The 21278-nt window shown below is 37.0% G+C and carries 15 protein-coding genes; 8 read left to right on the forward strand and 7 right to left on the reverse strand.

What is annotated here, in order from left to right:
- Positions 1–203: 203 nt before the first annotated feature.
- Positions 204–5042, reverse strand: coding sequence for a protein NO VEIN domain-containing protein (locus NMU02_RS02185; RefSeq protein ID WP_255025519.1), 4839 nt, complete (start codon positions 5040–5042; stop codon positions 204–206).
- Between the two features lie 370 nt (positions 5043–5412).
- Here NMU02_RS02185 and galE point away from each other — a divergent pair, with 370 nt between their 5' ends.
- From galE to NMU02_RS02205, 4 genes are all read left to right on the forward strand, one after another.
- Positions 5413–6447 (forward strand): UDP-glucose 4-epimerase GalE, encoded by a 1035-nt coding sequence (gene galE / locus NMU02_RS02190; protein ID WP_255025520.1) that lies wholly within the window; start codon positions 5413–5415, stop codon positions 6445–6447.
- 425 nt (positions 6448–6872) lie between these two features.
- Complete coding sequence (locus NMU02_RS02195; protein ID WP_255025522.1) at positions 6873–7286, forward strand: Fur family transcriptional regulator; 414 nt, start codon at positions 6873–6875, stop codon at positions 7284–7286.
- Positions 7287–7317: 31 nt separating this feature from the next.
- Entirely contained in the window at positions 7318–7896 is a 579-nt protein-coding gene (gene rbr, locus NMU02_RS02200) for a rubrerythrin (protein ID WP_354003100.1), read from the forward strand.
- A 128-nt stretch (positions 7897–8024) separates the two neighbouring features.
- On the forward strand, positions 8025–8342 hold the full coding sequence (locus NMU02_RS02205; protein WP_255025528.1) for a DUF4491 family protein: 318 nt from the start codon (positions 8025–8027) through the stop codon (positions 8340–8342).
- Between the two features lie 390 nt (positions 8343–8732).
- On the opposite strand, the gene NMU02_RS02210 is transcribed toward NMU02_RS02205, so the two are convergent.
- Positions 8733–8921, reverse strand: a complete 189-nt coding sequence (locus NMU02_RS02210) for a hypothetical protein (RefSeq protein WP_255025530.1) — start codon at positions 8919–8921, stop codon at positions 8733–8735.
- Positions 8922–9269: 348 nt separating this feature from the next.
- On the opposite strand from NMU02_RS02210, the gene NMU02_RS02215 reads away from it, so the two are divergent.
- Positions 9270–9653 (forward strand): hypothetical protein, encoded by a 384-nt coding sequence (locus NMU02_RS02215; RefSeq protein ID WP_255025532.1) that lies wholly within the window; start codon positions 9270–9272, stop codon positions 9651–9653.
- A gap of 57 nt (positions 9654–9710) precedes the next feature.
- On the opposite strand, the gene rpiB is transcribed toward NMU02_RS02215, so the two are convergent.
- Positions 9711–10163 (reverse strand): ribose 5-phosphate isomerase B, encoded by a 453-nt coding sequence (rpiB, locus tag NMU02_RS02220; protein WP_255025534.1) that lies wholly within the window; start codon positions 10161–10163, stop codon positions 9711–9713.
- 54 nt (positions 10164–10217) lie between these two features.
- Positions 10218–11654 carry an ATP-binding cassette domain-containing protein gene (locus NMU02_RS02225; protein ID WP_255025537.1) on the reverse strand — a complete coding sequence of 479 codons (1437 nt, stop codon included), beginning with the start codon at positions 11652–11654 and terminating at the stop codon, positions 10218–10220.
- A 268-nt stretch (positions 11655–11922) separates the two neighbouring features.
- Here NMU02_RS02225 and NMU02_RS02230 point away from each other — a divergent pair, with 268 nt between their 5' ends.
- From NMU02_RS02230 to NMU02_RS02240, 3 genes are all read left to right on the forward strand, one after another.
- The gene (locus NMU02_RS02230; protein ID WP_255025814.1) at positions 11923–13101 is read left to right on the forward strand and encodes a sugar transporter; all 1179 of its coding nucleotides are present in this window, start codon (positions 11923–11925) and stop codon (positions 13099–13101) included.
- A 296-nt stretch (positions 13102–13397) separates the two neighbouring features.
- Positions 13398–14591, forward strand: a complete 1194-nt coding sequence (locus NMU02_RS02235; protein ID WP_435522003.1) for a BamA/TamA family outer membrane protein — start codon at positions 13398–13400, stop codon at positions 14589–14591.
- A gap of 198 nt (positions 14592–14789) precedes the next feature.
- Positions 14790–15416 (forward strand): C40 family peptidase, encoded by a 627-nt coding sequence (locus tag NMU02_RS02240; RefSeq protein WP_255025539.1) that lies wholly within the window; start codon positions 14790–14792, stop codon positions 15414–15416.
- A gap of 102 nt (positions 15417–15518) precedes the next feature.
- Here NMU02_RS02240 and NMU02_RS02245 read toward each other — a convergent pair whose 3' ends face one another.
- The 3 genes from NMU02_RS02245 to NMU02_RS02255 form a co-directional block, all read right to left on the reverse strand.
- The gene (locus tag NMU02_RS02245; RefSeq protein ID WP_255025541.1) at positions 15519–16832 is read right to left on the reverse strand and encodes an NAD(P)-dependent oxidoreductase; all 1314 of its coding nucleotides are present in this window, start codon (positions 16830–16832) and stop codon (positions 15519–15521) included.
- 221 nt (positions 16833–17053) lie between these two features.
- Positions 17054–18388 (reverse strand): NADP-specific glutamate dehydrogenase, encoded by a 1335-nt coding sequence (locus NMU02_RS02250; RefSeq protein WP_255025542.1) that lies wholly within the window; start codon positions 18386–18388, stop codon positions 17054–17056.
- Positions 18389–19118: 730 nt separating this feature from the next.
- Positions 19119–21152 carry a beta-L-arabinofuranosidase domain-containing protein gene (locus NMU02_RS02255; protein WP_435522004.1) on the reverse strand — a complete coding sequence of 678 codons (2034 nt, stop codon included), beginning with the start codon at positions 21150–21152 and terminating at the stop codon, positions 19119–19121.
- Positions 21153–21278: the final 126 nt, after the last annotated feature.

Here is a 21278-nt window from a genome sequence, read left to right on the forward strand (position 1 = left end):
CATCACACGGGTCTTTCGAAAAGCGGTGCAAAGATATGTTTTTTTTTCTGTTTTACAAAGGTTGTATAAAAAATTACGTAATAGGTATCTGGTTATCTGTTCAAAAAAGATTCGGAATGGAGATAAACTCAATATATTCGATAACCCGAGATGATGGATTGCTCGTTCTTAAATCACTTGCATAAATATTTTTCTTTTATTTTTCACTTATCGAGATCGATGCATTCCACATGCAGGTAAGTAATTGGCGGTTGGTCTGCACGGCAATCAAATACTCTTGCAACAATGTAATCAGATGTTTTTTTATTTTCTAAAAATGCCCATTCTGATTCTGTCCAAAAAATATCTGTCGGGCCGGATAATTTTCGTTGGGTTGTTGATTTGCAATCGATATAGTAGATTACATGTTCTACTTTTTCGTCATATACTTCATAGTCGTATTCGTCGGTCGTTTCCTGCCCCTCATTGAGTGGGTTCTTAGAGCTGGTCCATTTTACTCGGTTTGCACCATATCGGGCGACCAATGCATCATATACATATTGCTCGGCTTGATCTCCCGAATTTTGGTTATAGCGTTTTAACGACTGTTGCATTTCAGACGTTTCTTTTGGCGATTGACTTTGATTATATACGTATTTTATCAGAGCAAGTTTTTTTTCTTCAGGTAAAACTCGGAGATTTTCGATAAGAGTCATCTCTTCTTGGTTTAGTGAAAAAGTATCATGATTGAAATCACCCATGCAAGCACCGTAAAGTTCGCTAAGTTTTAGTGGAAAATTATTTTGCTCTATGAAATGCGAGAGTGTCTGTAAAAGATCTGTATGGCGATTGATGAAAATGCTGTTATCATCTAACCAGGCGACATTGTTTTCTTCATTGCAAAAAACATAATCTCCGAACTCACGTATACAAACTTTCGAGATGAGTTTCCCGTCATATAAATAAATCCGGTATCCGGTGCTTTCTTTTAAGCTTTCATAAACAGCCCCTTTCAATTCTTCGTAAGACTCGGTTAAATCATATGATCGGGAAATCGTAATTTCGTATTCTAAACTTTTGAATAATTTTTCCAATATGTTACGCTGGTTTTCTCCGTTCAAAGTCAGTTTGTTATCACATATCCAGGATAATGTTTGCATAAGCGACCAGGGGGATATGCCCAACATATCCTGTATATCGAATGGCCGGTCATCAAGTATTGCGGCACGTAATTGTATTAATGGAGATTCGGAACAATTGATTTCAAGAGCAGATAATAGTGTATTGCGGGAGGAGTCTGCTGTTATCCACTGATAAAGATATTCCGGCAAATGTTCTTCTGAGCGAATATATTTAATAGGAGCAAAAATTGTTTTTTTCGGATCGAATCCGAGAATTTTAATTTTAGCCTCGTTATCGTTCCATTTAATGGTGGAATCGATAGATTTAGATACGGTATAGAGATATTCTATCAGGGAGATTCGCTGATTGTCATTCATATCATCCAAAATCATATCGCATAGGATTGTATTCGTATTATCCAGCGGTCCATTTAAGAATATCAATTCATTATGATCGTATTCCAACAGTAGTTTCCTATATTTCTCCAGGTCATGATATCGCTTGAAATCGATTATATTGTATGGTTTGATAAAGTCTTTGTAAACAAACGAATAGCTCATTGAACCGAGATCGTAAAGATATTCGTCTCCTTCTAAAGTATAAATACAGAACGGATCGTGAACATCGGTTATTCGCTGATAGAGAAGAACAAAAATCAGCTGTTCTGTATTGTTAATGATACGGGTCTTATTGTCACTGCAAGTATCGAGTTCTTCGATCAATAGCGAATAGTAATGTTCTGGTTCAGCTTGGGCCTGAATACCGATAATTGTATTTATACGCCCTCCAATTTGTTTGAAATTTTCGATGATTACATTCAAATGATCAATCGATTTGCAATAATGGGGAAGGATTTTTGACAAAGGAAGCGTTACCTCTTCGATCGAAATTTGATCTAATATTGGGTGGATTTCCCTCAGGCTGTAGGATTCATTTCCGTATGTGATGATTATTTTGGTTCTGAAATTTTCAATTTCTTCGTCAGACTTCAATAAGAGACAAGCCCATTCGAGAATTGTATATTCACTATCACTGTCTGTGTAATTACGATCGCAATCTAATCGGAGGGTTTTTAGTTTTTGAAGAAATAATTTTTTCGCACTTTCTGTCAGAAAGATTTGCGTCAATTCTTCTTTATATTTATCTACATCGAGTCGGGAAACGATGTCTTCGTATAATTCGTCTTTTTCAATAATACCATTTACTTTATCTCTGTATAAATTGAATTGTTGGGGCAAAACATAATAAATTCCGGAGAAATGTTCTTCAATGAATTTACGGCATTTTGCGGCAATCCGAATCTGGCACGTATCATAAGTTTTCGGTATTAGGGTAAAGCTACCATTGGATTTGGTAATGATATAGTTATCGAAAAAATTGTCTTTTGTCGCTATACATAAATCGAGTAAAGCTGACACTTCTTGTTGCGTAAGAACTACGTCGTCATTGAAGTTTAACTCTGTAATGCGTTTCGGTTTCAATGAAAAAGGTGGCTCTTCCAGATATTTTACGATTGATTTCTCCGGAACATATTGGTCGTTTAAGAGAAGTATTGCCGATTTTAATGCATTATACTTATCTACAGAGCTTAAATCGGGATGATAGAATACTTTATCGGATGAAACGTAACCAATTTGGTCATCGATGAAAATTTTATCCCAGGCAGAAGGGATATTCTCATCTGATTGACAAAATGTGATGATTTCCTGATAGAATGATGGCTGGTCGACGACATTTTCGAGTATTTCCGTTTGATTCGGGAGAATAATTTTTGAATACACGTCTGAAAGTCCGACTAATAAATTATCTAATTCAGGTGTATATTCATCTTCGGCAATTTTGTATGGGCTGAGCCATCCCGGAACTTGAATATCAGGAAGTAATAATGTGTTAAGTGGCTGATTTTCTCCTTTTCTGTTACAAAATAACTGCAATGAGCCTAATTTTTCATTATGAATTTCTGACCAAAATTCTGGATTAGTCAGATTTCTGATAAGTCTTTGTTTCTGGTTGGGTGTCAGATGAATTTGTTTGCAACGTTCAGCGAGCGAATCGAAGAATTTGTTTTCTCTTGTGATACATTTCTCTTTGATTGCTTCATAAAGATAGATGAACTCTGAAATATCGTCATCGGTTGTGATGTAATTTAATGCGATGAGAATTTCTTTGATTTCTTTCATTCGATTATCCGCTATGAAAATCAAATTATCATTCTGAGAGAGTTCGATTATGGCATGGAAGTAACCATCGGAAAACTTGAATAGAGCAATTTTAGAAAGCCTTTCTTTGGTTGCGATTCGTAATTCGTCTTTATTTAATTCTCGGAGGAAATTTCTATATTGAGTTTGGTCGAGCTCGGCTATCCAGTGATTCAGAAGAGAGAGATCCGATTGCTCTGCAATATCGCGTATATCCCATTTTTCAAGACCGAGTTTCTGGTCATCACGTGCATGTTCTGTGAACTCTTTGTTTTTGGAATCCCATAAAAACCAGTCGTAATGAGGGAATCCTAAATCGCTTAGTCGGATGTCTAATTTTACATCTTTTATTTTTATTTTTTGCGGATCGTCTCCCCATCCACCACCGGCAAGAGGAATATGTTTGCGAATATACGTATTAAGATATTGATAAAAAACTGGCTTCAACCATTCGTTGTTCTGTTTGTCGGGAACATCTGACAAAAGCAGATTCCCATAAATCTGAATAAAGCGCTGGGGTTGCGAGCATCGATAATCTTCCATTCTGGCTATTAACAGCTTGGCAATTTCGGGTAGAAGATTTTCATTTATTGGATCGTGTTGTAACTTTCTTCGGTTTACTTCATTGCTGAAGCCATCGCAATGTATGATAAAATCAAAGCCATTGATTTCATCTCCCATAGGAAAATATTTGTAAAAATTCGGAGATTGTTTCAACTGATGCGACAGCGAGAAATCTTTGGGATAACCGAATGTGATATTTAAGGGAAATTCTTTGTATTCAGGATTTATGCGGATAAATGCTTCACTATTACACGTAATATTAAAAGTCTCCTTTTGTAACGGAAATTTTTTGATTGTCTGATTGTTTATGCAAATGCGAGAAAGATTGAGAATATTCATTGAATATTGAATTCCATTAACCAAATCGTCATAGTTACGGTCCAGAAGTTCTTTTTTCCCATCTCCTAATTTTAGAAAAAATGCACTTCCTTGCGAAAATATCCGGTAACTGGAATTAATGTATTCAGATATTCTTTCATACATAAAATGTTTCATAGCCGATAATTCCTCTTTGGAGAATACTATTCGGTCCTCGTATGAGATATCTTTAACAACTTCTTCTACATCGGCGGGAAAGTTCGTTAATAGAATTTTCAACAGAATAGGATATTTCTCGTTTTTGAAATCACTGTCGTATTCTACCGTGTCATCTGTCAGAAATTGTTGAAGGTCCTGTAATTGAGACCAACTGAAAAGTAATGGACCTTTATATTTATTCACGAGTTCGTTTGTGCCGTCTCCTGATCCGACAAGACGGTGTATGAGTTTAAAACCGACACCGAAACGACCGATTTGCGAGGCATCTTTTTTGGGACTCTGAGCGATATTGAGAAGAGAAACTAACTCATTGATCGAGAATGGACGGCCATTATTAATAGCCAGGAAGTAGTTATTATCATAAAATATGTGGCACTCCGAAGAATGACAATCTACGGCATTCTGCAAAAATTCATAAATAGCTTGCCCGTCTTCAGCTATTTTAAGTATAGAGGGAAGATAGCCGGCGATATCTGGTTTGTGTCCGTGGAACATCTCAAAGAAACCTTTTATCCGTTTTTCCTCCGATAAATCATGATAAGTTCCCATGAAGTTTTCCTCGTAATCGGAACTATCTGTTGCGATTTTTTTATGATGAATCTTATACCACGTTCTGAAAATTCTGGCACTACGGTATTTCATGGTTATCTATATTTTTTACAATTATAGAAAATAAATAGAGAAATCTCAAATTTATTTTAGTAAAAGATGGCTATCGGCAAAGGTATTATTTTTTGTTAGCGGATGAATTGAATTGGTCTTACACCTTTCTTTTTAGCGGTCCAAAAAAGGATTGTTGAATGTTGATTTTAGTCTGTTTGAATATATTTTGTTGAATTCCTGATTAAAATATAAATCACTAAAATTTTTGTTTTTACAATCCATTTTCCTCAAAATTTTTTGTTTACAACCTTCTTGTATTTATCTGCTCTTATTTTCGTTTTTTATCTCTATCTTTGTAGAGAATAAATAAATTAAATTTGTTTACATTTTTACACTAAATAGCACGCAAATGAAAGGGAAAATTTTGGTGACCGGAGGAGCCGGTTATATCGGATCTCATACTGCAGTAGAATTACAAAATGCAGGTTATGAGGTGGTTATTATAGATAATCTTTCGAATTCGAATGCCGGCGTTATCGATGGTATCGAGAAAATAACAGGGATACGTCCTGTATTTGTCGAGATGGATGTACAGGATAAGGAAGCATTGCGAAAAGTTTTTGAAGAGAATAAAGGGATAAAAGGAATTATCAATTTTGCTGCTAGTAAAGCAGTCGGTGAATCGGTACAGAAACCGTTATTATATTATCGCAATAATTTGGTTACTTTATTGAATTTGATGGATCTTATGCCGGAATATGGGGTTGAAGCACTTGTATTTTCGTCTTCTTGTACTGTATATGGTCAACCCGATGTACTACCGGTAGATGAGCAGGCTCCTATCAAACCGGCTTTGTCTCCTTACGGGAATACCAAGCAGATCTGTGAAGAAATAATTAAAGATGCCGTTTATTCGGGAGTACCTTATAAGTCGATCATTTTACGTTATTTCAATCCTGTTGGCGCGCATCCGTCGGCCGAAATCGGAGAATTACCTTTAGGCGTACCTCAGAATTTATTGCCCTATGTTACGCAAACTGCTATGGGAATACGGCAGGAATTGAGTGTGTATGGAGATGATTACGATACTCCCGATGGCTCGTGTATAAGGGATTACATAAATATAGTAGATTTGGCAAAAGCTCATGTAATCGCTGTTAATCGTATGATCGCTGGACAGTCGAAAGATAATGTGGAAGTATTTAATCTGGGCACCGGAAGAGGAGTTTCGGTATTGGAACTGATAAATACCTTTGAAAAAGCAACGGGGGTAAAGGTTAAATACAAGATCGTAGGTCGCCGTGAAGGAGATATTGAAAAAGTTTGGGCTAATCCTGCTCATGCTAATAAAGAATTGGGTTGGATTGCTGAAGAATCGTTGGAAGATACTTTGGCTTCGGCATGGAAGTGGCAGCAAAAATTGAGAGAGAGAGGTATTATGTAATTATTTTGAATATAGGTTTTTAGAAAGGCCTGTCTGTTAACAGACAGGCCTTTCTATTATGAGTAAGGAAAAATATCGTATGGGAGGGGGTAGATGATGCGTATAACTGGGGAATCTTATAGAATATGTCGGTTTGTATTGTGTATTAAATATTCTCAAATAAATTTTTTTGTTATTACTTTTTAAGTGAAATGATTAGATTTGTATATTAGAAAATGTATAAAAACAGGGAAAAAATAATGATGGTATCGAATATGCAAGGCATATATGGTAGCAGGATATTAGATAAAGATATTTGTAAATATTTGCAATAGTGGTATTGAAAAAGAAAATTTTTTAGGTGAAAAATATTTAGAAATATTTCTATATTAGAATTATTCTAATTAACTTTGCGGAGTTAAAAAACAAAAGAAAAGGATACGGGAATGTTACCGCACACAAAAATAGTAGAATTATTTCGCTCCCGGGGGATAAAGGTAACTCCTCAACGGGTAGCCGTATATTCGGCCTTAACCGGATTGAAGCATCCCTGTCCGGAGGATGTTATCGGGAAGGTGAAAGAAACTTTTCCTGCTATTTCTACAGCTACGATTTATAATAGTCTCGATTTTTTAGTTCAGAAAAACCTGATACGTAAAGTGAATACGGCCGATAATCGTATGTGTTTCGATTGGGATATGAGTGAACATTATCATATTTATTGTGCCGATAGCCGTAAGATACTGGATTTTCGGGATGAAGAACTTACTCGAATGATCCGGGAATATATCGGAAAAAAGTGTATTTCCGGTTTTGAACTTACTGATATACAATTACAATTAGTGGGTTATATGAAATAGATTGAAAACAAGAACTTTTAAAAACTTAACGATTATGAAAAGTGTCAAAGGAACAAAAACAGAACAGAATTTGTTGAAATCATTTGCAGGTGAATCTCAGGCTCGCAGTCGGTATACTTTTTTTGCCAGTGTAGCTAAAAAAGAAGGATATGAGCAGATTGCCGGGGTATTTATGGAAACTGCCGAACAAGAAAAAGAACATGCTAAAAAGTTTTTTAAATATCTCGAAGGGGGAATGGTTGAAATTACCGCTTCATATCCGGCCGGTATTATTTCGACTACAGAAGAAAACCTTCGCGCAGCAGCTGCAGGTGAAAATGAAGAATGGGCTGAGTTGTATCCTGAATTCGCACGCATAGCCGATGAGGAAGGATTTCCTCAAATTGCGGTAACTTTCCGTATGGTAGCGCGTGTAGAAGCTGAACATGAAGCTCGTTACCGGAAATTACTCGAACGTGTGGAAGCCGGAAAATTCTTTGAAGAAGAGGAAGAAATAGAGTGGCAATGCCGCAATTGTGGATATGTACATAAGGGGAAAAAAGCACCGGCGAAATGTCCCGCTTGCGAGCATCCTCAGGCTTATTTCGAACGGAAGAAAAACAATTATTGATCTTTTTAGGGTAGGACGATAGCGAATGATCGTAATATCCCTGACAGGTCTTTAAAGATAGCGAACACTCTGGCAAAAAAGTTTTTACCGGAGTGTTTTTTTATAAATATATTTAAAATAGTTAAGGTATGGAATTTTTACAGACTTGGCATCTTCTTGGACTGATTATCGGAATTTCGACTTTTCTGATTATAGGGATATTTCATCCGGTCGTTGTAAAAGCCGAATATTATTGGGGAACCCGCTGTTGGTGGTTGTTTCTTGTTCTTGGCCTTGGTGGCATTGTTCTTTCTTTGCTTGTAGATAATATTCTTGTCGCAGCTCTGTCGGGCGTCTTCGCATTTTCTTCTTTTTGGACGATTAAAGAAATATTCGAACAGGAAGAGCGAGTAAAGAAGGGGTGGTTTCCACGTAATCCGAAACGTAAGTATAAATGGGATAACTGATTTTAGCTCAAATGCTTTCTTTAGGTAAAGTATGGACGCATATTTTTTTTGTAAATATCCTGTATCTTATCGTCGTTTTTATAATTGATATGTAACAAAGGGGGGGGGATGGCGAACGATATATAGGTACGGGCTTTCGGGTTTTTGTAAATATAGGATGGCGGGCAAATCATTTTTAAGCAGGAAATTACCTTTTTGTACGTTCATCCATGAAAATCCGTTTGTACGTAAACGTATCGGGGGTATAGATTCTATCGATTCTATATCGGAAAAAGGGATAGTTTGTCCGTAACTACCCGTAATGGTGATTGCGTCTGCATTAACCTTTATTTCTGATGACCGGGTATTATAAATAAATTCTCCGGCAATAGTTAATACGACTATAATAATTCAGTTACTTTTCGATTTGTGATAAAGCAGGTTGATATGGGTGTTATGTGTGTATTTATGAGCCTGAAATAACATATATACCGTAATGTGGAATAAGAATATAGGAATGATAAAATCGATAAATACTTGAAAGTTGAATAGGTGGAGTAACGCTTGTGAAGCAATGATACCACATCCCATTACCATCATGTTATTTCTTACGATACGGGCGGGACTTTTATATCAACTTCTTTTTCCTTTTCATCCGATAAAGAGTTGTAACCTGCTATTAGCCAGGGATATTTTTATGCAAATATACTAATGATAACAAGTAAAGCACCGGTAATATAATTAATAGTGTCTATAGTATATTATTTATATACAAATATATCTTTTTTAATTTCAAGTAGATTCTGAAATCAAAATATATGATCGGCTTGTTATATATTTAGATAGGATAAAAGAGCGTTTTTCGATAATTAACGGCGAATTCTTTTTTTTATTGTGGAAAAGCCGTATCTTTATATCCATTTTTATAGGTTCTTTAAAATTAAGAATATGAAAACGATAAAGGCATTGGGTATTATGTTATGTGGTTGCTGTCTGATGAATGCAGTCTCGGCCGCAGCATTGTCTCAGCCTGTTGGTATTCAGAATTCTTCCGGAGACCCGGTTATACAGAAACAAACGGCTGTTTCTTCCGATAGCGGTTCGCAGATACGATTGGCGAGTGCAGCGAATGCAGATGGTATAGAAATATATAGCAGCGACGGTTATATTTATGTACGTTCTCCGAAAAGGGTAGAGGCGAAAGTTTTCAGTATATTGGGGCAATTAGTCGCTAATCCTTATGTAGGGCCGGGGCTTACCGAAATACAAATACAGGCACGAGGCATTTATATTGTCAAAGTGGGAACAGTAACGCAGAAAGTAGCATTATAACTTTTTTACTGAAAGATAAAATAAAAGGGGATATCGATATCCCCTTTTGTATTTTATTTATCGGCATGGAATCTTGTCAATTCTTTTTTGGTGTCGCCCTCCTTCAAAAGGTGTTTCAAGGAAGGTTTCCACGATATGACGAGCTGTTTCGTTATCGATGAAGCGTCCTGGCATGGCACATATGTTGGCGTCGTTATGCAGTCTTGCTAAACGGCTTATTTCTACGGTCCAGCAAAGAGCCGAACGTATGCCCTGATGTTTGTTAAGAGTCATATTTATGCCGTTTCCGCTTCCGCAAATAGCGATTCCCGGATAACATTCTCCTTTTTCTACAGCGATTGCCAACGGGTGTGCATAATCGGGATAGTCACTGCTTTCGGATGAATATGTTCCGAAATCGTGATATTCGATTCCTTTTTCTTTTAAAAGCTCTATAACGAACTGCTTCATTTCAAATCCGGCGTGATCGGAAGCCAGCCCTACAGGAACGCCTTGTTTTAATATACTCATAATTTGATCGAATTTTTCTGTACTTCATACAAAATTAAAAAATATCTCGCAGGTTCAAACGTTTTTAGTAAGTTTAAATGTATGATTAACACAAGCTGGCATTTCTTGCGGATAATGGGTTACGTATACAAGGGTTTTGCTGGGTTGGTCGCAATATTGTTCGATAATACGGCTCGCTCTGTTTTTATTCGAAATATCGAGACCGTGTAACGGTTCGTCGAGAATAAGAAGATCGGGATTTTTTACGAATGCCCTTGCCAGCAATACGAGTCTTTGCTCACCTGATGAGAGGGTAATGAAAGAGCGTTGGGCTAAGTGATCGATACCGAAGATATGCATCCATTTTATAGCTGTTATTTCCTGACTGGGGTTACATTTGCGATATAATCCTATGGAATCGAAAAATCCCGATCCTACAATTTCTACTGAAGGTACATTTTCGGTATAATATAGATGCATTTCGGGAGAGACATATCCGATGTGCTTTTTTATTTCCCATATACTTTCTCCGCTTCCTCGTTTTCGATCGAAAAGATAGAATGTATTGGCATAAGATTGAGGATTATCGGCATAAATCAGACTGAGTAAAGTCGATTTTCCAGCTCCGTTCGGTCCTAACAATGCCCATTTTTCGCCATTTTTCACTTCCCAGTCTATATTTTTCAGAATTGTGCGGTTACCGTATTTTATATTTACTTTTTCCATTCGGAAGGTAACATCGTGTTGTGATATGCTGTCTTCAGAACCAGGTAAAGATATTGTTTCTTTGCCGGATGGAAATAGTTGCTCGATGTATGCTTTGTTATTAATAAACTCCTCTCGAGTGGCGGGAACAGGTCGTTTTTTTTTGAAGAAAGGAAGGATATGAGTGACAGAGTCGGGAATATCGGAAGGGTCGGACAGTAAAAGTATGGTTTGTAATTCTTGTACTGATGCCATTTCCTGTAATAGATTGTTCAACTGAATACGTGATGCCGCATCGAGTCCTATAAACGGATTATCGAGAATAAGTATTTTAGGATTACTCATTAAAGTTTTGTAAATAAGAAATTTACGTAATTCTCCGCTTGATAGAGATATGATTTTTTTACTAAGCATCTCTTCGATGTTAAAATGATGCATAAAACGATCGGTTTCTTTTCCGGTCGTATATTTTTTTAATATCTCGCCAATAGTAGGAACGTCATCTGTTTCGGTCGAGTGCCAACGCTGTTGATAATAAGTATTACGACTGTCGGTAAAGGAATGAATGTCTTTAAATGCGATCGATTTTATAATTTCACTGGTTTTTTCATTATGGGAAAAACGAATATTACCTTCCTTCAGCGAGATCTTACCTTGTAATATATCGGAGAATAATGTTTTACCCGAACCATTGGGACCTACAAATGCCCACTGTTCATTATCTTTCATTTCCCAAAATACAGGTTCGTTAAAACGTAGTTCGGGGATGCGTGGGACTATATTGTTTACACTTATCGTTATGCTCATTGTATAATATTGATTTACAAATTGCAAAGGTAAGTAATATATTAATAATGAAAGGAAGAAGAATGTATTTTCGATATGGAAATTGTCATAATACCATTTTATAATATCTGGGGGCATGTAAAACAACTCTGTTATTTTTATCTGTCGAATCGGAAAAAAGAGATAATGAGAATCTGTTTTTCCTGCTCATTTTATACCTTTGTCCGCATTCATCAAAACATAATAAAGACAAGCAGGAAATGCTTCGAATAATTTTATGGGAAATAATATGTCTGTGAAAAGTTGGTTCCCGCTAATAGGTCTAACTTGTGCTGCTTTTATTTTTAATACGTCAGAATTTATACCGATCGGTTTATTAAGCGATATTGCAAAAGATTTTAAGATTACCGAGGCTCATGCAGGATTACTTATTTCTGTATATGCATGGATTGTTACTTTACTTTCTTTGCCTTTGATATTGCTTGTTTCTAAAATAGAATTACGCAAATTGTTGCTTTTTACACTTGTTTTGTTTGTCGGTTTTCAAGTATTTTCTTCTGTTTCGGCTAATTATGGAGCTTTGATGGCTTCACGAATAGGTGTAGCCTGTACTCACTCTGTTTTTTGGTCTATCGTATCACCTTTAGCTGTTCGTATAGTTCCCGATAAAAATCGGCCTCTTGCATTGAGTATGATTGTAACGGGAACTTCAGTGGCGATGATTTTGGGGCTTCCGTTAGGCCGTATAATCGGTTTGCATATCGGATGGAGAATGGCGTTTTTATGCGTAGGAGTTTTCGCATTTATAACGTTCCTGTATTTAATATTTGTTCTTCCTAAAGTCCCGAGCCATGGTGGTTTTTCATTACACAGGCTTCCTGTATTATTGAAGAATAAGTTATTAGTAGGGCTATATTTACTTTCGTTTGCAATAGCGACATCGTATTATACCGGATATAGTTATATCGAACCTTTTTTAAAACAGGTTGCCGGACTGAAAGACAGTTGGATAACGTCGACTTTAATGATATTCGGAGGTGCAGGCATATTAGGCAGTTTGTTCTTTTCTAAGTATTATGGTAAATATCCATATGCATTTGTCGGTATTGTAATTTTCAGTGTCTCTTTTTGTCTAATATTAATATATCCGTTTTCTTTTAACTCATATTTAATAATTCTATTGTGCGCATTTTGGGGTATGGCAGTTACTGCTTTTAATGTTGCTATGCAGGCAGAAATAATAAATAATTCACCTCAGAGTGCTACACCTGTATCTATGTCGATATTTTCAGGAATTTTTAATCTCGGGATAGGATGCGGCACGTTGATTGGAGGTGGAATATGTACTTATAGTTCTATTTCGTATATCGGGTATGTAGGTGGAATCCTTGCTGCTTTGGCTTTTATTTACTGGCAAAAAAAGGTATTAAAACAGTTAAAAAACAGGAAAGTTATTCCATGCCTATAAGTTTGATATTCTTTTACTCTTTCTTTTATATTAAGCGGCTAAAGGGATTAAGCTGTAATAGAGATTCTGTCATTTATTAATTTCAATCGTTGCTTTTAATGAGAATTACGAAAGAAAGCTACTATTTAAAATATAAAAGAAATGATAGAAATTGATAAAACTTTTTATAACGCATTAGTTTTTTACATACCTTTGCCCCCTGTAATTAAACGTATTTCCGATTATTGATTGAGGTAATTAGGACCTATGCGAACATGGACTGTCCTAAAGTGGTTATATATATTTATATATAAAGAATGAAGTGGGTAAAGCATTTCCTTACTATTTTATTGTTTGGATTATTATGTATGTCGGTTACGGCGCAAAAAATGATTACGGATAATGTTCATTTACCCGATACGACGATAAGTATTTCTCCTGATACAACAGTGCAAAAGCGTAATGCCTGGCAGAAATTTATAGGCTATTTTGCAGATGCAAATAAACCGAAACCCCGAAAAAAATTCGATTTTAGTATTATCGGCGGTCCGCATTATTCTAACGATACGCAATTCGGTATCGGTTTGGTTGCCGCCGGCCTTTATACGACCGATCTTCACGATACGATCATGCCTCCCTCTAACGTTTCGCTTTACGGAGATGTTTCAACCACCGGTTTTTATTTATTAGGAATAAAGGGAACGCATCTTTTTCCCAAGGACAAATATCGGTTATTGTACAATCTTTATTTTTTCTCTTTTCCTGGTTACTTCTGGGGGATGGGATATAACGATGGGGCTAATAAAGATAATAAGAGTAATTATAAGAGGTTGCAAAATCAGATCAAGGTCGATTTTTTGTTTAGAATAAAAAAAGGGTTATATGCCGGCCCTTCGGCAAGTTTCGATTATGTAGAAGGGAAAGATTTCTCTAAACCAGAGTTACTTCGGGGGCAATCATATAAGACCCTTTCTTATGGTGTAGGAGCTTCGATACAATACGATACTCGAGATAATATAACTAATGCGTATAAAGGGGTATATCTGAAACTCGAACAGAATCTTTATCCCGGTTTTTTAGGAAATAAAAATGTTTTTTACCGTACCGATTTCGTCGCTGATTTTTTTAAGAAAGTGTGGAATGGCGGTATCCTTGCCTTCGATATACATGCTCAGTTCAATTATGGCGAGTCGGTTCCTTGGACAATGATGTCTCGTTTGGGGGGAGCTTACCGGATGCGCGGATATTATGAGGGGCAGTACCGGGATAATAATATTACCGAATTCCAGGTAGAGTTGCGTCAGCATATCTGGCGTCGTAACGGTATTGCCATATGGGCGGGAGCCGGAAATGTTTATAAAGATTTTCGTACTTTTGAGTGGCGTCATACACTGCCTAATTTCGGTTTCGGATACCGATGGGAATTTAAAAAGCGTGTGAATGTTCGTCTCGATTTGGGGTTCGGAAAAAAATGTACCGGTTTTATGTTTAATATTAATGAAGCATTTTAACCGGTATTAGATATTTTTCTACTCGGAGAAGATATTTAAGCCTCGACTAATTCTCGCATTTTTTTATCCGATGAATTTGCAGATTCGTTAATAAGTTGAAATAAATTTCTCTTGTTTTTAAAAATGAGTTTTCAGTTTGCATTTGTATAAATATTTGGTTAATTTTGTAAGGTGCATGTAAGTTATATACCCATAAAAATGGAAAATTCGTATTTAAAAACTGCATTATTCCTGATATTTACATTCATGTTTTGTGGTCCGTTTATTTCGGTTGACAATGAAATATCGGCCGCGAATTTCATTCAGGATCCACCTAAAAATAAACAACCTTTTGAATATAGTATCGAAGAACTGGCAAAGGCTTCATCTATGGTACAGGCTTTAGTACCGTCATTAAATAAAAAAGGTAACGATATTATCGAAAACTTGTTAAGTTATGCTTATTCATTGAAGGGACGCCCTTACAGAAGCGGAAGTAAAGGTCCTCGGAGTTTCGATTGTTCGGGATTTACCAGCTATGTTTTCAATAAGGTTGTTTCTCTTAAATTGAATTCATCATCTTCTTCTCAGTACCAGCAGGGTAAAGCAGTGGAGAAAAATGAACTTCAGCCGGGAGATCTCGTGTTTTTTAAAGGTCGTAATTCGGGGTCGTCCCGTATCGGTCATGTAGGGTTGGTTTCTGAAGTATTACCCGAGGGCGGATTTAAATTTATTCATGCGTCTTGCTCGAAAGGGATTTGTGAAGATTCGAGTAATTCCCAGTATTATGCGAAACGATATGTGGGCGCACGTCGTGTGATCGATGAATTGGAGGTGAAAGACTAATTTTATTTACGATATATTTATATAAATGCCGGTCGCATATTTAAGCTACCGGCATTTATTTTATCGATTTTTTTAATATAAGGTACGATTAACAGAAGGGAATTATTCTTCAAGTAATTTTTTTGCATCTATATATTGGGCGATACCTTTGGCTACTTGTTTGGCTTCTTTCATTGCCAGAACGACAGTTTGGGGTGTATGTACCACGTCTCCACCGGCAAATACTCCTTTACGTGTTGTCATTCCGTAGGGTTTTTCTTTGGTTATTACATATCCTGCATTATCTACTTCGATACCCGATGTCGTGGAAACAATACGGTTGGCAGGGCGGGAACCGACTGCCAAAAGGATTCTATCCAAAGTGAATTTTTTTTCACCTTTGGCTGTTTTAGCTTTGATTCCTCGTAAAATATTTTTATCATCAGTCACAAACTCTTTCGGATTTGTATTCCATAGAAACTCTACGCCTTCTTTTACTGCTTCTTCATATTCGCTTTTTAAAGCGCTCATTTCTTTTTCTGTGCGATGATATATTATTTTTACTTTTGAAGCTCCCATACGTAATGCTGTACGGGCAGCGTCGATACCTACATTTCCACAGCCAATTACACCTATCGTTTCTCCTGTTTTTACGGGGACTTCTTCTCGTCCTATATTTCCCGCATTGAATAAATTTACCATACGTAAAAAATAGGATGATTGTATAATGCCCTTTGCCATATAGCCGGGTATTTCGAGAGCTTTGGGTAGGGCGGTGCCCGAGCCTATGAATACGGCATCGTAGCCCTGTTCGAAGATATCGTCGACGGTAATGTTCTTTCCAATAACGGTATGTGTAAAAAATGTAACTCCAAGCGCTTCTATCTTTTTTATTTCTTTCTTTACGACTTCTTTTGGTAAACGGTATTCGGGAATACCGTACATCAGAACTCCTCCTGGTTCGGGCTGACTTTCGTATATTACGACATTAAAACCTTCTCGAGCGAGGTCTCCCGCAACAGTAAGTCCTGCCGGACCAGAACCTATCACTGCGACTTTTCCTCGACCTTTTTGGGGTAGCCGCTCTTTAATAAGCCCCATATCTTCGTCGAAATCTGCGGCAAAACGTTCTAATTTACCGATATTTATGGGCATTCCTTTTGCATTCAGTACGCAATGACCAACACATTGTTTTTCGTGTGGGCATACCCTGCCGCAAATTGCAGGCAAGTTGCTTTTTTCATTGATAATGTGTATTGCTGCTCCCATGTTACCCATAGATAATTGATTGATAAATAGTGGGATATTGTTTTCGATAGGGCATCCTTTGATACAAGCTGGATTTTTACAGTTTAAGCATCGCTTTGCTTCTTCAATGGCTTCTTTTATCGTAAAACCTTCGTTTATTTCGTCGAATTTCAAGTTTTTTGACTTCATGTCGAAAAAGAATAATGATTAAGTAAATGTATAATTGTAAACTCGAAATTGCAAAAATAGGAATAAATTGCTATCTTAGTATTGCATTAATGGTGATTTAAGAATAATTTATAATTGAAAATCCTGTTGAGTCAATCGTATTTTACGGTTTTATAAAAAACGCAGATAAGATTATATCCTACCTGCGTTTTTAATATTTATAGTGAATTACGGCTTATTTTTTAGAGTACACCTTGAGCCATCATTGCTTTTGCAACTTTCATAAATCCGGCGACATTCGCACCTTTTACATAGTTTATGTAGCCATCGGCTTCTTTACCGTAACGACAACATTGTGTATGTATGTCGTACATAATTTGTTTCAATCGGTTGTCTACCTCTTCGGCGGTCCAGCTTAGTTTAATCGCATTTTGTGTCATTTCGAGTCCGCTGACCGATACACCTCCTGCGTTTGCGGCTTTTCCGGGTGCATACAGAATTTTCTTTTCGAGGAAAAGATTAATCGCTTCGGGAGTCGAAGGCATGTTAGCCCCTTCAGATACAGCAAAACAACCGTTTTCGATAAGTTGTCGTGCATCGTCTCCGTCGAGTTCGTTTTGTGTAGCGCTTGGCATCGCAATATCGCATTTTTCGCTCCACGGGCGGCCTCCTTCAACATATTTGCAACCGAACTCTTCAGCATATTCTTTAATACGTCCACGATAAAGATTCTTCAGTTCGAAAATATATTTCAATTTCTTTTCGTCGATTCCATCCGGATCGTAGATATAACCGTTGCTATCGGACATAGTAATGACTTTAGCACCCAGACTGATCAATTTTTCTGCTGTATATTGTGCTACATTACCCGATCCTGAGATAGCGACTACTTTGCCTTTTATATCGATATTGCGAGTTTTCAGCATTTCGAGAAGGAAATAGACATTGCCGTATCCGGTAGCTTCCGGGCGGATGAGAGATCCTCCGAATTCGAGACCTTTACCGGTAAATGTTCCTGTATTTTCACGAGCCAGTTTTTTGTACATGCCATACATATAGCTGACTTCTCGTCCTCCTACACCGATATCTCCGGCCGGAACATCGGTATCGGGACCGATATGGCGCCAAAGTTCGGTAACGAAAGCCTGGCAAAAACGCATGATTTCCGTATCTGATTTTCCTTTCGGGCTGAAATCGGAACCTCCTTTACCGCCACCCATAGGCAATGTTGTTAATGAATTTTTGAATGTTTGTTCGAAAGCAAGGAACTTCAAAATAGATAAATTGACGGAAGAATGGAATCGGATCCCTCCTTTATACGGGCCAATGGCGTTATTATGTTGTACTCGATAGCCCATATTTGTCTGAACTTTTCCTTTATCATCGATCCAGGTTACGCGGAAAGAGAAAATACGATCGGGTATGCAAAGTCTTTCGATCAGGTTATAACGATCGAATTCAGGATGCTCGTTATAGGCATCTTCAATGGTCGATAATACTTCTTCTACCGCCTGATGATATTCAGGTTCGTTGGGAAAGCGTCTTTTGAGTTCGCTTAAAACATTTTGTACATTCATATTCTTACTTTATTATATAGTTTATAATTCATTTAATATTTTATTCTTACTGGAAACCGTTTTGTATTGAATAATCATACGGTTCTTTCGTTCCAATGCAAAGGTACAATAAAATCTATTATAAATGCAAGTATTTTGTTGATAAAAACAACAAAAATATTTTTAAAATCGGTTTTAGTAGCAAAATGCGATATTTGATGCTTATTTTTTAAACTTTTGTTTATTTGTGATTTGCATAATTATAAAATACGGCAAAGTAATCTCTGAATTTTTCTTTATTCTGTCGTATTATTGTTCTTTTTTGATATGAAAAATAGTTTATTGCAAGTATTATTTATTGAAGAGATGAATAATGAAAATTAAGTATAGAAATAAATAATATAGCGTTTGGTATTTACTGAATACTAATGTATATATGGTTGTGGCTATATTCAACAGAATTTGCTCTATTGGTCGCATTGTTAGGATATCTCTAATGCTGGTCTTCGTTTCTCCTGAGTGTCCTGTTTTTCTTATTATGATTTCATACCCGTTTTCGGTATTTATTTTTTGGAATGGAATATTGGCTCTGATATTAAAATACAGAAAAGATACTGACCTGTTGATTAAATTTTTAACTCCTGTATGTCGTATTTTACTTTATTAATGGGTGTTCTTGCTGAGAGTAGGCAATAAAAAAACTCCTGCGATAAAATCGCAGGAGTTTTTTTATTGATCGTTATTTTATTGCTTATCGTACTGGAAACTCAGTTATTCTTAGAGTGGTACACCCGTACGGAATAAGTTGTATGTCTCTTATTTCACCGCCATCGTTATTATGTTGGGTCAGATAATTGATAGGTCCTACCATACCATTATACAGTTTCCATCGGGGAACTTCTTTTCCTTTTGTTTTTATTACAATAGGAGCTTCGGTAGCTGTCCACGGATAATTACTTATTGTTTCTTTCTTTTCAACAATAAATTCTTTAGCTATATTTTCTTTCTGTAGATTGTGGCTCAAAAGGGCGTAGTTCCATGGTGAATTGGAAGTTACTTCGTAATACCAGTCTCCATATTGGCCTTTTCTGTTTTCAGGAAGATCTTTTTTCTCCCATTTTTCATCCATTTTCAAGGCATAAATCAGAGGTCCACGTTCGATAACGGCTGCATTATTATACCAATAGCTGGCTTTGACTTCTGCCGGAAATTCGATACTTATATTATCTCCATTTTTCCATTCTCGATTGATTCGCATTGTATTTTTTGCGAAGAGTTCAGGTGAAACTTCTTGCCCGTTGAGCCGTACTATTGGTTTTTTACACCATTCGGGAATTCTGAAATGAACCGGAAACGCAGCCGATTTAGTCTTTTTATCGGCAAAAGAAAGTTTCAGATTTATTTTTTCGTCGAATGGATAATTTGTTGTTTCTGTGATATTCACCATTATATTGCCTGCTACTTTTGCCGTAACTTTACAGGGGGCATATACCATAGCGGCAATTCCGTTATCATCAGTCGCATACCAAAGGTTTTGTACAAATTTCGGCCATCCTTGATGCAGGTTTGAGGTACAACATGGATATCCGGTAAGTGTACCGAAAAGAATATCGGTATCGTCATGAGGAGTAGTAAAGTTACGGAATGCCGGGGTCACCGTTACTTGATTTACTTGTTGATAATATTGGCGCCCTTTAAAGTCGTCTGATACTTGAGTAGGTAACGCATTGTAGGTAACTCGTTCTAAATGGTCGGCCCATTGTACATCACCTGTAACTTTCAGCATTTCTTCGAGAGAATACATCATTTCTACCGCAGTGCAAAGTTCAGAACCCTGTGTGGGGTTACCGAATTGTAATAGTTCGTCGCCACCCCACAATCCGGTCGGGAATCCGATTGTATGCCTTATTGTGCGAACTGCTTTTTTTACAGCATCGATGTGATTGGGATCTTTACTATATTGCCAATAAATAACCGGCTCTTTAAATCCTTGTGCCAGATTTACGCAATGCAGGCTGTTTTGGCGATATAAATGATCTTGGTTGAGAAAAATATCGGTCCAGTTAAATGTTTGTTTGTGTATGAGTTCACCCAGATCGAGTAAAAATTTATCTCCGGTTATATTATACAACCAGTACACGATGAGAAGGTTGTCACCGCCACGTTGTTCGGCCCAAAATGTCCATCTGCCAAGGGGATTTTGGGGAAGTTCTTCAAGTTGGTATTTAAAATAATTTGTTAAGAAATCGATCACTCGTTTATCCTGCGTTGCCATGTAATATTGTTGCATTACTTTTAGCATAACCATTTTAGGCCACCAGTCTTTCGAGTTGTCCCGTTGTAATCCCGGTTCGTAACTGCGGTCGGTATCGGGGCCGAAGTAACCGTTTTCTTTTTGAGATGCTAAAGTCCACTCGATCCACGGTTGTACTTTCGCGATCATCTCTTTGTCTTTTAGAATATATGCTAACGGCAGGAGACCGTCAATCCAGTACGGGCCGCGTTCCCATACATCGCCATCTCCCCCCAGCCATCCGTTACGGGGTCCCATGACTTGTGGATAAATCTCATCGAGATTTCCGGTTAGGCCATCCCGCATTCTAACGAGTTGTTCTTCTAACCATCCGGTAGGAGTAATCGCTCCTAAGGGAAGTTCCATATACGGTTTTGTAAGCAGAGGATACCGGTTGTTTTGGTATATCGGTTGATCTTTACCGGAATTGGCAGCCTTAGAAGGGCATACCATCAACAGGGAGCAGCATGCTGCAAATAAGATTTTTTTCATTGGTTATTAGGTAATGTGATGAAATATTTCTCAGACAATCGATTACTGATTGTCATTTTTGCAAATATAATAAAATACGGTAAGATTATGGATATAATGAAATAAAAAAGACAGGGATAACTCCCT

Origin of the sequence: Coprobacter tertius (assembly GCF_024330105.1) — a bacterium.
GTDB lineage: Bacteria > Bacteroidota > Bacteroidia > Bacteroidales > Coprobacteraceae > Coprobacter > Coprobacter tertius.